The following is a 13,223-nucleotide window of genomic DNA, read 5'->3' as shown; positions in this document are numbered from 1 at the left end:
GAGTAGGGGAGATAAGGGGGACAAGGGGGACAAATACGCAATGCTCTTAATTACGAATTACGAATTATTTTAATTGCGGTTTTCCCCAAAGGATGGTTTCTTGCTTGTAAATGGCAATTCCCGGTTTTGCTCCTTTGGGTTTGTAGACGTGTTTTAGTTGAGTGTAAACTACTGGTACTTGCTCACTCTGACGGGCGCGACTATAGTAGGCGGTAAGATTAGCTACAAATTGCAAATCAGCTTCTTCTGCAACAGCACCCGGTTCTAGACGTAGTAGCGCATGACTCCCTGGAATTTCTTGAGCGTGGAACCATAGGTCATAATCCCCAGCTACACGAAAGGTCAATTGGTCATTTTGGCGGTTGTTGCGACCGATTAATACTTCAAAGCCGCTAGGGGTACGGTAACGATGAAAGTTGGTGCTGGGGGCTTCATTGGCGCTGCTCTTGCGGTATTCTGGGTCTTCTAGATATTTTTGCCCAATCAGTTCTTCACGGATTTCTTCTAAAGCTTGCAAATCTTCTGCTGTTTGGTAGTTATCTATCAGAGCGATCGCAGCTTCTACTTGTTCTAAATACTCAATTTCTGTCTGCACTTCCAAAAGTAGCGGTTCGACAGCAGAACGAGCGCGTTTGAGCTTTTGGTGCTGTTTATAAAGACTTTGAGCATTTTGGACAGCATTTTTATCTGGCTGAAGAGCGATCGCTACTGGCAAACTTGTATCAAAATCAGCAAGGATAATTTCTTTCATCCCCGGTTGCCAGTTTTGCAAATGAGCCATCAATAAATCAGCTTTTTGTCGATACTCATCGGCTTGATCTGATTGTTGCAAGCGCGTCTTAAAGGTTTGAGCCTTATTCCCTAATTTCGCCAGAATATTATGCAATTTTTGACTCAACTGATGGCGCAATTGCGAAAATAACTGTTGATTGATCTGGTTACTATAGTAACGGTTGAGCAACTCCTGGATATCTTTGACGTTTTCAACTCCACCCCAACCCATTACGGTGTAGCCATCTTTTGTCCAAGCGGGTTGAAACTTACTATGATTCAAGGCTTGCAGCCATTCTTGCCAGCGATCAAACAGCCTTTGCCAGTCGTCAGGGTTGAGGCGATCGGTGGATGTTTCTGGTGCGATATTTGCTTTTAGCAGCATTAACTCCAATAGTGCTGCACTCAAACCACTATAACTTTTTAGCAATTGCCGCTTGATTGCTCCTGGCACTAAACTTATCCGTTCTTGCCAACGTTCTTGGGATTCGCTCAAACTGGGGACAGGCCCTGTTAGTTTCGGTGGTGTTTCATAAAATTGTCCAGTTTGGATGGGACGGACACTAGATTGTTGCTGACTGACTTGATGAGCGGCGGTGATAATTATATTGTTGGCATCGGTGAGGATAACGTTGCTATACTTGCCCATAATTTCTGCATACAGATGATACAGGGCGCTTTCTCCGGGACGCTGGGCAAATTGCAAATCAATAACCCGTTCCCAAGGTGCGATCGCTTCAATTGACACCAATGCCAAACTACCTAATTGGTGTATTAATTGTTGGCTAAAGGTAAAGGTATCTGGCGATCGCGGTGGCGGATCACCGATGCAAATATGTGCAGCTTGGGGATGCCAGGAAATCTGTAACCAATCCCGTTGTTTCAAGGTGCGTAATGCTATGGCAATAGTGTAGCGATCGCGCTGGTAAACTTGTTCTGTCCGCGAGGGTAGCCAGTTAGCGCGTAGTTCGCTACAAGCAGCTGTGAGGGTAGTAAAGTCAACTGGTTGCAAAACGATTAGTCACTGGCTTTTAAAGGTCGATGCTCAGTATACTTCCATCTTCTCTGATTCAGGATGAAATAACACAAAAAAGCGTTCAGTTGTCCTTATATTCTCTAAGGTAATGCTGAACGCTTATATTCTAAATCTTATTGTCTTTTTGCCAAAACATAACCTCTGTAGTTTAGTCTTACCCAGTCTCATTTGTGGTCAGTTCAAAATCCGATTAAGTCTGTTGAGTGGCTGTTTTCTTTCTTTTGCTAGCAGATGCGCCTGCAATTCCAGCCACGAAGATAGCAGCGAGTGTGACAGGCTCTGGTACTGACTTTGGTGAATTACCTACTTTGATTTGAAAAGCGAGATTAGAACGCCCAGGTGCATCACCTAACCAGCTCAAAGAGGTCTTACCAGTTAGTTTGAAGGAAGCCGAGATATCAGCAACACGGATATAATCTACATCAGCAGTGCTGGCTGAACCTACGGATGATAAACTCCCGATGCCTGTACCATCTAAAACTAGATCACTCAAAGATACAGCGTTCTGAAGGTTATTATTATTGCCTTTATTGGCAAAGGTACGGAAAAAGATGTCTGTTATGGGGGCGCTAAACTCTTGAGACGTTAATTCTACTGCTTGGCTAAGATTGTCGAACACTTTGTAAGTAACCTTGCTGCCTGTGTATTCCAGGCTGAAATTCCATAGTTTTCCATTTCCCCAAGCCAAGTTACCTGAAGCCACAGGTGAACCACCTAATTTCACATCTTTATTAATTCCTAATTCTCGTTCTCCGTTTCCTCCAAAACCATTATTACCAATCCGACCCTCGGCAACGAATAACTCTTTAAAATATCCGCTATCTAGCATTAATCTAAAATCTGCATCATCAAAACCTGGAGTAGCATCTTGAGATGTCAAGGTGCTAAGTGTAACTGCTTTTGCAGGGTTAGGTGCTATAAACAAACCCAGCATCATTAATCCTAAAACCAAAAGTGATTTGCGTTGATTTATAAAGTTGTTTACCGATAGCATATTATTTCCTTGGTGAAAGTATTCAGTTATACCTTACCCAAAGGTAAAGCACTGTTTATCTGCTGTCAATAAAAAGGTTTTTATTCCACTAAGGCATTTTATTCTACGTAAAATTACTATCTATTGAAGTGTTGATTATTTGTAAAAAGAATTCAAATATATTAAATATAAACACGCAAGTAATTTAAATAAATATAACGAGTTCTACAATAAATTAAGCTTTTTAGGGATTTTTGCGTAATTCCTGAACTTATCAAAAAAGCTTTCTGGAAAATCTTTTATATCTACGATTTTGTGCCGCGATCGCTAAATGAATAATGGGCAATTACAAAAAGTAAAAAGTAGTTTGTTTTTAACTATTATCTAAAAAGGTTTATAGCGGTTCCCTGGTAAATAAAGTACATATCAAAACCTCACCCAAGATTACCCAAAGGTAAATCTTTCCCTCTCCTTACTAAGGAGAGGGACAGGTTTTGCGTAGCAGAATCAGGGTGAGGTTAAGCTGTACCTCGCTAGATTAGGAAACGCTATAGACGTTTATGTATTGAGTGTGACTGGGAAGAACGCAAACATCAGCAGATGATAATAAGTTGGCAAAATATCTTGACTGAGACGACTAAAAAGAATAATATCTATATTGCAAGATAATTAAAATTTTTTAGTGTTTTTATACTTTAAATTCTAAATATTTTTTAAGTAAATAAGACAAGCTCTTCTTCAAGAGTGACCAAAACTAGACGCTAAATTGAAAACGCAAGCCAATGGCTACATTTCACCCAAAAGTTGGGGATTGGCGCGATGCCTACGGCGGGCTGCGCCTACGCACTCACAAAATAAGCTGCAAGTAGCTTTTAACTAAGCAGCTAGGCAATAATCAACAATTAAAAATTAAAAATCAAAAAAACAATTCTGATTTTTAATTTTTAATTTCTCTCCCTTGCGGACTAATTCGTAGTTTGTGCAGCTAGCATCTGCTTCAGCTTTTCTAATTCCGAAGCCCAACGGGGATCTGGACGAATAGCATCTGACTCTGTGGTTGTCGTGCTGCTTTCACGAGAACCGCCACCGCCACTGCCGCCACGACGAGGCTGCTTTTTAGAGCTTTTCTCACGACGGCTACCTTCTTTATTGATGGTAGGAGTTGGCATACTACTAGGACTACTAACTGGCTTGGGAACTTGTTCTTCACCCTCCTCACCTTTTGTACGAGGTAATGCCTTTTCTAGCTTGATAGGAGTGTCTTTGAACATCTGACCGTTATATTTTTCAATTATTTCGTCAGCTTGTTCGTCATTGTTCACTGTAAGAAAACCGAAACCACGGCATTTGCCAGTTTTGCGGTCTTTAATTAATTTAGTTGTTACAGCTTCACCTTCTGCTGCAAAAACTGCTTGTAGATCTTGACGATCTATTTCATCTTTAGGCAAATTACCTATATATAGGCGAACGGACATGAACTATACCTCCAGAGTTGAATGAACATGGCAAGGCAGAAAACAATCACTTGGCTTTGGCTTTTAAATAGATGCTATTGATTAATACTGCCATTAACCAATTTTTTTGCTCCAAACAGTCAACCTATACAATACAGTTTTTCGTCGGGATCAAGCTTGTTTAATCCAAAGGCTCACACTACGTTGAGCTAATAACACCTTAATTCTAGGAATCGTAAATTTAATAGCCTATTGTCTGCCAAAGTACACGCTTTCTTTCATGCCCTTTTTGGCAGAATAAAATACCATTCCTTACATTACCACGGTATTTTCTACGTAGCTAGTTTAGCGCCGATATTTCCGACGTTAGTATGATTGCATCGTAGCATAAAACACATTTTTTTATCTAAGGAGAGATATTTTGAAACAAAAACCAGCCAGTGGCTGGTCGATTTGCTGCTGTGTTGGGAAGATCAAAAGGTTTGGAGCGGGGAGGAAAAGCATCCGAATTTATCACAAAGCTATGGTGCTGAGTTATGTTGGTTGCTATTGTTTGTGTAAATAAATGTAACATTTTGAAACAAAACCTGCAACTTTTATCTACATTCCGATTTGCCCAATGCCCAATGCCCAATGCCCAATGCCCAATGACTAACCAGTGAGAAAAACGTATGCGCCCCAAGCCTGTGCTGCAACTGCTAAAACAGTAGACCAAATGGGATGAGGGCTATTAATGGTTTTCCCACTTTGAGTTTCCAGGGTTTGAATGTCGATCCAAGGTGTTGCTCCTCGCCGGAACCAACCTGTGACGATAATTTGCCGACCGATCAGCTCCTGGTGATTAACTGGCTGTCCGAGCCAAGAAATGTGGTGTAATTTTACTAAGCCTGCGCTGGATTGGAGGATTAAATCTTGTGCTAAGGAGTTGCTAGTGCCTTGACGACCTAATAGTTTGCCTACAAGACGCACGCTGATGCTGTCAATAGGTAAGGCAGAAGGGTCAGATAATAAGTTGGGTAAGCAGTCGTCAGTTTGAACGGTGGCAGGTTTAATATCGGGGAAAAAAGAATTAATCCGCATCACTGTACCGATGCTAAAGCCAATCAGAAGACAGCCTGTAATAAAAGACCAATCTTCATATATCCACTTTAGATTTAAAAACTTGAGTGCGAATGCTATTTGCCACGTTAGCCAGACTAAACCTGCAAATAGAATCCCTAGAGGAATTCCCAACCAGGGAGCGATTTGTAATAAGAAAGACTGACGCTTCACTTTTGATGGTTCGCTTGCAAAATTTAGTTCGGTGTCTAGATGCCAGTGACGGGCTATTTGACAGAGGCGATCGCAGCGAACACCTATTAATGGATGGCTATTATTAATCATAAACCATCGGCGATAGGGATTGACAGTATCCCACTTCAAAAAGGATTCAAAAGATAGATTGCTGGCAATAGTACCTAAAGAAAGGCTTTGTTGATGGCTGACTGGTGTCAGAAGATTTAAGCTTTCTAATTGCCAACTGGTGTGTTCTTGTTTTTGGATATCAGCTGCAATGCCAATGGCAATTTTGAGTAAGGCGCGAATCAGGGCATTGGGATTACCAGTAATTTCAGCCGCGACGCGATCGCTATAATAAAGCCGCAACTGTGACAACCACAATCCAGTCCCAGTCAGCAAACACCAAATTCCATAAATTAGACTCGCCAAAATTGTCACCGGCCAGCGCCAAATTTTCCCTGATATTTTGTCTCCCCACTTCGACACTTGCTGATATAGCTGATGAATTGGTACTGTCACTAGCAGCAACAAAGACATCACAGCAAAATCCCAGTGAGCAATATGCCCTAGCTGCGTGGCGTAGAGGATGGCGATTTCATCATCTGCTAGTTGCTCTAATAGCCCTTGACTTACAACAATCCTGGCATTACGTGGTAAACTACCATAGGTTAGAATAATTGGCGCAGCAATTGGTAAAATCCGCAGTTTGGGTAACGGCCAGTGCCTTTGTTGGGAACAGCGTTGTAACACCCGGACGGCTTCGCGGCTATGGGCATTCAATACATCTTTGGGAAATTCTCGCTGACCATAGAACTTCACCAACAGCAGATCCAACAACCAAGGCGATACTGCGATCAAAATCACCAAGACTACTAGCAACAATTTAGTAGGGTCGCGGTATAAAAACTGCCACGGCTCCAGGTAAGGTAGTTTGACTAAAGTCTGGTTGATTAATCCCAGTGCTAACTTGAGCATTTCCCGCATCACCCAAAATAGAGCGATAAATGTTCCAGCCGCCAGCAGTCGCAAGGGAATTAATTTCGGCTTACGCAGGGGTTGCCATGCTTTGGCACGTTTTGCTTGTCGCCAATAAATAACGCCGAATAGTTTGGCTTGGGTGCGGGTAACGGAACCCATGAAGCCACTTAGGGGTGCAGCAGGTGGGGGTAGTGGTGTCGCTACTGTTGCTTTGAGTCTACCTAGTGGCACCATCGGCGGGGTGTCGTTGCTCTTGGTTTCTATTAGTTGATCATTTGGCTTTTCTTTTAATGTAGGAGTTTCCGGGGGAGAATCTGGGGTTGAATTATCAAAGGCAACAAATCCAGTTTCGACATTTTTTGGTTCTGGATCAGGTTTTTTACGTTTTGTCAGGTGTTCGAGAGCGCGTTTTGCCCACTCTTGAACTTGCGGATTGTTACTCTCAATGAGATTCTGGGAAATAGCGATCGCTTTGGGAACTTCGCCACTGCGGGCATAAGCCATCACTAAACCGACCTGAGCTTGTAAGCTAATAGTCGTATTGCTTTGGCTACTAGCAATAGGTTCTAGTTGAGCGATCGCAGTTTGGTAATTTCCTTGTTTGAGGGCAACTAAACCAGCCTCCAAAGACGATTTGGCGTGTGAAGGCATACAAATTCTGGCACTCCAATCTCTTCTAAGTGATCCACGTTTGGAACTCAACCGCGCTCAAGTTTTGCTTGTCAACCAATTTTGGATTTCCGATTTTGGATTTTGGATTGACCCGGATCGCAAGGTTACTTTCGGATTTTAAATTGAGGATTTTGGATTTGTTCCGCCTACTAGGGGCGAGGTATGAACCAAAAAATAATCTAAAATCTAAAATCTAAAATCTAAAATTCCTACTGAATTATTCCTCCACTGGTTGTTGACTAGAAAATACTGGAGCGATCGCGCTTAATTTGAAATCTGGATGGTCGCCCAATAACTGTTGACAATTCCATTCATTGCGGAATAGCAACACTGGGCGTCCCATACTATCTTTAACTGTAGTGGTATTGAATATTCGTCCCACCTTTTCTAATGCTTCCCAACCACCCTCAACCCAACGGGCGACGCTGTAGGGCAATAACTCTAGTAGGGTTTCTACACCATACTCATTTTGTAAGCGAAATTGCACCACCTCGAATTGCAACTGACCCACCGCCGCCAAAATTGGATCGCGCTTGGCTTCATCAGTTGAATACATAATTTGGACTGCACCTTCTTCGCGCAATTCCGCAACGCCTTTTTGGAATTGTTTAGACTTCGAGGGGTTGGGATTCCTGAGCGTCGCAAACAGTTCTGGCGAAAAATACGGAATCCCTTCATATTCGAGCTTTTGCCCCGTGTAAATTGTATCCCCGATCGCAAAAACACCGGGATTGTTCAAACCGATCACATCGCCAGGATAAGCCACATCAATGGATTCCCGCTCTTGGGCAAAGAGTTTTTGCGGGCGAGACAGACGGATGGGTTTACCGATGCGGGCGTGATTCACCATCATATCTTTTTCAAACTTACCAGTGCAAACCCGGATAAATGCGACGCGATCGCGGTGTTTCGGGTCCATGTTCGCTTGCAGTTTGAAGACAAACCCCGAAAACTCCGGGTATGTAGGGAGAAGTTCGCCAACACTGCTGCTGTGAGAACCGGGTTTCAGGGCATAGTCGAGGAAGTATTTGAGGAATAACTCTACACCAAAGTTAGTCATGGCGCTACCAAAGAACACAGGCGTCATTTTGCCTTGGTGTATCAACTCTAAATCTAGCTCTGGCCCAACTCCTTCTAAGAGTTCTAAATCATTCTTTAGTTGGTAGTAGAGTTCTTGATCTAGCTGCTCTTCTATTTTCGGATCACCTAATTCTACGATGGTATCACGGGCTTCTCGGCTGCCGTGGGCGCTGCGTTCAAATAAGTGAATCTGTTGTTTGTGCCGATCAAAAACACCCTTAAAGCGATCGCCCATGCCAATCGGCCAGTTAACTGCATAGGTTTGCAATTTCAATTCTTGCTCAATTTCATCCAACAATTCCAGAGGTTCTCTTCCTGGGCGATCGAGCTTGTTGATAAATGTAAAGATTGGGATACCCCGCAACTTACACACTTCAAACAATTTACGGGTTTGTGGTTCCAAACCTTTTGCCGCATCAATCAGCATCACTGCATTATCGGCGGCAGCAAGGGTACGATACGTATCTTCACTGAAATCTTGGTGTCCGGGGGTGTCTAATAAATTTATTTGACAGTTCCGGTATTCAAATTGCAACACTGTCGAAGTAATGGAAATACCCCGTTGTTGCTCCATCGCCATCCAGTCAGACGTAGCTTTGCGCTGTGCCCGTCGCGCCTTAACCGCCCCAGCTTCGTGAATTGCACCTCCGTACAGAAGTAACTTTTCTGTGAGTGTAGTTTTACCCGCATCAGGGTGAGATATAATTGCAAAGTTGCGGCGAAGTTCAACCGCTTGAATAAGTTCAGACTCAAGTTCAGTAGACATAAGTGTATTTGTTTGTTAGCTAACTTAATTTTTTTTGACTCTGGCAAGTCTTTTAATCTTAAGACAACGATGCTCGTGATAGGGTCGTAATATAACTAATAATCTGACTAAATAGGAGAAAGGAATGTACAACACAGACAAGCGAAACCTTTTATCTGCCTTGTCGCATGGAGCTATTTTTTTCAGCACGGCTTTTGTATCTGTAGGTATACCTATTGCCATACTGCTCGTAGCTGATGATCCTGTTGTTAAAGAAAACGCCAAAGAATCCATCAATTTCCACTTTAATGTCTGGCTTTATGGAGGAATTCTCGGAGCGCTATTTTTTCTATTCGGTTGGTTAGTGTTACCTCTATTATTGCTTGGCCCACTAGCAGGTATCGGGTATTTGTTGCACTGGGGATTAACAATTTGGGCACTCATTGGAGTTTTCAGCAATCCTGATGTACCCTTCCGTTATCCCTACATTTTCCGAGTTTTTTAGCAAAACTTTGCGCTCCTCTGCGCTTACCTTTGCGTCCCTTTGCGTTTAAATTCCAACCCTCAATTTGCCAGGATTTTGCCAGCAGACGATCTTACCATTTTGAATTGCTTACTATGTTGTTTTTTTTCCAGTCCGTCAGATAGATGTCAACCAAGCTGTACAATACAAAACTACCCTACAGCTTGATTAAGAGTAGGGCAAAGGACAGTTAAGCACTGTTTGTAGTCTGTCTGACGGCAGGAAAGTTTTAGCCTGCTTTTGTGACGCTTTGTTTTGTGTCCATTTGCGTTGTTTTTCTTCATAAAATTTTATGTTTCCTATACATCGCCCCCGCCGTCTGCGTACCCATCCTCAACTGCGCCGGATGGTTCGTGAAACTGTTTTGACAACAAGCGATTTAATTTACCCATTATTTGCCGTACCAGGTGAGGGAATCGCTAATGAGGTGAAATCGATGCCCGGTGTCTACCAACTTTCGGTAGATAAAATTGTCGAAGAGGCAAAAGAAGTTTATGACTTAGGAATTCCTGCGATTATTCTATTTGGTATTCCGGCTGATAAAGATGTAGATGCCACTGGCGCTTGGCATGATTGCGGTATTGTCCAAAAAGCAGCAACGGCGGTAAAAGCAGCAGTACCAGATTTGATTGTAATTGCTGATACTTGTTTGTGTGAATACACCAGTCACGGTCATTGTGGTTATCTGCAAGTGGGTGATTTGACGGGACGAGTTTTAAATGACCCAACTCTGGAATTGTTGAAGAAAACAGCAGTTTCTCAAGCAAAAGCCGGTGCCGATATCATCGCGCCTTCGGGAATGATGGATGGCTTTGTCCAAGCAATTCGCCTGGGTTTGGATGAAGCCGGATTTCAAGATACGCCGATTTTGTCTTATGCTGCTAAGTATGCTTCGGGTTATTATGGCCCATTTCGGGATGCAGCAGACTCGACACCGCAATTTGGGGACAGAAGAACTTACCAAATGGATTCAGGTAATGCCCGCGAAGCCATCAAAGAAGTTGAATTAGATATCGCTGAAGGTGCTGATATGCTCATGGTTAAGCCAGCATTGGCATACATGGATATTATCTGGCGCGTGAAAGAAGCGAGTAACTTACCAGTTGCGGCTTACAATGTTTCTGGTGAGTATGCGATGGTGAAAGCTGCGGCTCTCAATGGTTGGATTGATGAAGAGCGGGTGGTTATGGAAACTTTAACTGGTTTTAAACGGGCTGGCGCAGATTTGATTTTGACTTATCATGCCAAAGATGCGGCGCGATGGTTAAAGTAGGCTAGTCATATTGAATAGTAATTTAGTGGGAAATCTCACGCAGAGGCGCAGAGGTGCAGAGTTGTGTTTTGGTGTCTGGGTGTGAGATTTTTGTATTTTGGCTTGGGCTGATGCGAAATTGAAAATTTAATTAATCCGCGTCATAGACTTACCAGGGGAGTTTGTAGTAAATCAATTCATCATCTCGTTACAACAATTGTTGCAATTGCTTAAACGTTTCTTATACATGGAAGAGTAATTGTTGCAAAGTATTAAGCCTTTGTTGTAACTAATTATATGTTTACAGGAAATACTTAAACGTTTCTTATATATGGAAGAGTAATTGTTGCAAAGTATTAAACCTTTGTTGTAACTAATTATATGTTTGCAGGAAATACTTAAACGTTTCTTATACATGGAGGAGTAATTGTTGCAAAGCATTAAACTTTTGCTGCAACTGCTTCTACATTTGCAAGAAATGCTTAAACGTTTTTTATAAGTAATCGGACAAAAATATTTACAGTCATTGCGAGGGTCGCGTTCGCGCTTGCGTTTCGTAGAGAAGCAATCCCAGCCCTTGCGATTGCTTCATTGCGCTTTGCTACATTCGCAATGACATTGTGTAATTAATTCCGTCCGATTACTTACACCGTAGCCTCCCGCGAGGAAGCGCGAGAACGAGAAAATCAGGGTTTGTCGAGGGAGTTTGTTGCAAAAACAGAAACCACAACTGTAAACTTTGACTGCACCCATAAAATCAACTTAAAGTTTCAGCAAAGTTTCAGCAATATCCCTGATGACAATTAAATAATTTACTAACATTAGGGATTGGGTTCGGCAGGAATAGGGTTGTTAATAATCACAGATTGAGGCTAAACAATGATGGGGAGTGCAAAGTCTCAGTGGGTTTTTTGGTGCTTTCTAACAAAATTTACCCGTAACAGTTTAACTTTGCTGCTGAGTGTGGTTTTACTGTCTGATGCAGTGGGGGCGACACCGAGAGGTACACCGTTGCAGATGCCAGAAACCACTCAACAAAATGCCACTCGCGCTGCTGCGGAACGGGTTTTTGACGAGGGGATGCAGCTTTATCAACAAGGGACAGCAGAATCACTGCGACAGGCGATCGCAAAATGGCAAGAAGCGCTGAAGCTTTGGCAACAAGTTGATGATAAATCTGGGGAAGCCGTCACTCTGCTTGGTATTGGCAGAGTCTACGACTCATTAGGAGAAAAGCAAGAAGCGCTCAAATACTACAACCAAGCTTTACCCATATTCCGTGCAGTGGGGGACAGGAGAATGGAAGCCATTACCCTCAACGATATTGGCTTAGTCTACGACTCATTAGGAGAAAAGCAAGAAGCACTCAAATACTACAACCAAGCTTTACCCATAAGCCGTGCAGTAGGGGACAGGGGAGTGGAAGCCGGCACCCTCAACAATATTGGCTTAGTCTACGACTCATTAGGAGAAAAGCAAGAAGCACTCAAATACTACAACCTAGCTTTACCCATAAGCCGTGCAGTGGGAAACAGGGGAGGGGAAGCCGACACCCTCAACAATATTGGCTTTGTCTACTCTGATTTAGGAGAAAATCAAGAAGCTCTCAAATACTACAACCAAGCTTTATCCATAAGCCGTGCAGTGGGAGATAGGGGAGGGGAAGCCATCACGCTCAACAATATTGGCTTAGTCTACTCTGATTTAGGAGAAAAGCAAGAAGCGCTCAAATACTATAACCAAGCTTTACCCATACTCCGTGCAGTGGGAGATAGGGGAATGGAAGCCACTACCCTCAACAGCATTGGCTTAGTCTACTCTGATTTAGGAGAAAAGCAAGAAGCGCTCAAATACTATAACCAAGCTTTACCCATATACCGTGCAGTGGGGGACAGGAGAGGGGGAGCCACTACCCTCAACAGCATTGGCTTAGTCTACGACTCATTAGGAGAAAAGCAAGAAGCGCTCAAATACTACAACCTAGCTTTACCCATAAGCCGTGCAGTGGGAAACAGGAGAGGGGAAGCCAGCATCCTCAACAATATTGGCGGTGTCTACTCTTCATTAGGAGAAAAGCAAGAAGCGCTTAAATACTACAACCTAGCTTTACCCATAAGCCGTGCAGTGGGAAACAGGAGAGGGGAAGCCAGCATCCTCAACAATATTGGCGGTGTCTACTCTTCATTAGGAGAAAAGCAACAAGCGCTCAAATACTACAACCAAGCTTTAACCATAAGCAGTGCAGTGGGAAACAGGGGAGGGGAAGTCAGCACCCTCAGCAATATTGGCAGTATCTACTCCTCATTAGGAGAAAAGCAACAAGCGCTCAAATACTTCAACCAAGCTTTAACCATAAGCAGTGCAGTGGGGGACAGGGGAGGGGAAGCCATCACGCTCAACAATATTGGCGGTGTCTACTCTTTATTAGGAGAAAAGCAAGAAGCGCTCAAATACTACAACC

Annotated in this window: 8 protein-coding genes; 3 read left to right on the top strand and 5 right to left on the bottom strand. The window is 43.1% G+C overall.

The window, feature by feature from the left end; genetic code table 11:
- Window positions 1–64 precede the first annotated feature (64 nt).
- The 5 genes from F8S12_RS28915 to prfC all read right to left on the bottom strand — a co-directional run bounded on the left by F8S12_RS28915 (window position 65) and on the right by prfC (window position 9,008).
- Window positions 65–1,783 (bottom strand): Rqc2 family fibronectin-binding protein, encoded by a 1,719-nt coding sequence (locus tag F8S12_RS28915; protein WP_196519712.1) that lies wholly within the window; start codon window positions 1,781–1,783, stop codon window positions 65–67.
- Between the two features lie 214 nt (window positions 1,784–1,997).
- Window positions 1,998–2,801 (bottom strand): choice-of-anchor W domain-containing protein, encoded by an 804-nt coding sequence (locus F8S12_RS28910; protein ID WP_196519711.1) that lies wholly within the window; start codon window positions 2,799–2,801, stop codon window positions 1,998–2,000.
- 944 nt (window positions 2,802–3,745) lie between these two features.
- On the bottom strand, window positions 3,746–4,255 hold the full coding sequence (locus F8S12_RS28905; protein WP_196519710.1) for an RNA recognition motif domain-containing protein: 510 nt from the start codon (window positions 4,253–4,255) through the stop codon (window positions 3,746–3,748).
- A 630-nt stretch (window positions 4,256–4,885) separates the two neighbouring features.
- Entirely contained in the window at window positions 4,886–7,141 is a 2,256-nt protein-coding gene (locus F8S12_RS28900) for a M48 family metalloprotease (protein ID WP_196519709.1), read from the bottom strand.
- Window positions 7,142–7,379: 238 nt separating this feature from the next.
- On the bottom strand, window positions 7,380–9,008 hold the full coding sequence (prfC, locus tag F8S12_RS28895) for a peptide chain release factor 3 (RefSeq protein WP_196519708.1): 1,629 nt from the start codon (window positions 9,006–9,008) through the stop codon (window positions 7,380–7,382).
- 124 nt (window positions 9,009–9,132) lie between these two features.
- On the opposite strand from prfC, the gene F8S12_RS28890 reads away from it, so the two are divergent.
- The 3 genes from F8S12_RS28890 to F8S12_RS28880 all read left to right on the top strand — a co-directional run.
- Entirely contained in the window at window positions 9,133–9,492 is a 360-nt protein-coding gene (locus tag F8S12_RS28890; RefSeq protein WP_196519707.1) for a DUF4870 domain-containing protein, read from the top strand.
- A gap of 310 nt (window positions 9,493–9,802) precedes the next feature.
- Window positions 9,803–10,783 (top strand): porphobilinogen synthase, encoded by a 981-nt coding sequence (gene hemB, locus F8S12_RS28885; protein WP_196519706.1) that lies wholly within the window; start codon window positions 9,803–9,805, stop codon window positions 10,781–10,783.
- An 858-nt stretch (window positions 10,784–11,641) separates the two neighbouring features.
- Window positions 11,642–13,223: tetratricopeptide repeat protein (locus tag F8S12_RS28880; RefSeq protein WP_230968348.1), on the top strand; the 1,582-nt coding region annotated here is incomplete at its 3' end.

Source organism: Nostoc sp. WHI (assembly GCF_015714725.1).
Lineage (GTDB): Bacteria > Cyanobacteriota > Cyanobacteriia > Cyanobacteriales > Nostocaceae > Nostoc.
This window is presented reverse-complemented; position numbering and strand designations above follow the sequence as displayed.

Bases quoted from the DNA above. Each gene is read 5' to 3' on its own strand.
- F8S12_RS28910 (WP_196519711.1), bottom strand. From the start codon at position 2,801: ATGCTATCGGTAAACAACTTTATAAATCAACGCAAATCACTTTTGGTT.
- F8S12_RS28905 (WP_196519710.1), bottom strand. From the start codon at position 4,255: ATGTCCGTTCGCCTATATATAGGTAATTTGCCTAAAGATGAAATAGAT.
- F8S12_RS28900 (WP_196519709.1), bottom strand. From the start codon at position 7,141: ATGCCTTCACACGCCAAATCGTCTTTGGAGGCTGGTTTAGTTGCCCTC.
- prfC (WP_196519708.1), bottom strand. From the start codon at position 9,008: ATGTCTACTGAACTTGAGTCTGAACTTATTCAAGCGGTTGAACTTCGC.
- F8S12_RS28890 (WP_196519707.1), top strand. From the start codon at position 9,133: ATGTACAACACAGACAAGCGAAACCTTTTATCTGCCTTGTCGCATGGA.
- hemB (WP_196519706.1), top strand. From the start codon at position 9,803: ATGTTTCCTATACATCGCCCCCGCCGTCTGCGTACCCATCCTCAACTG.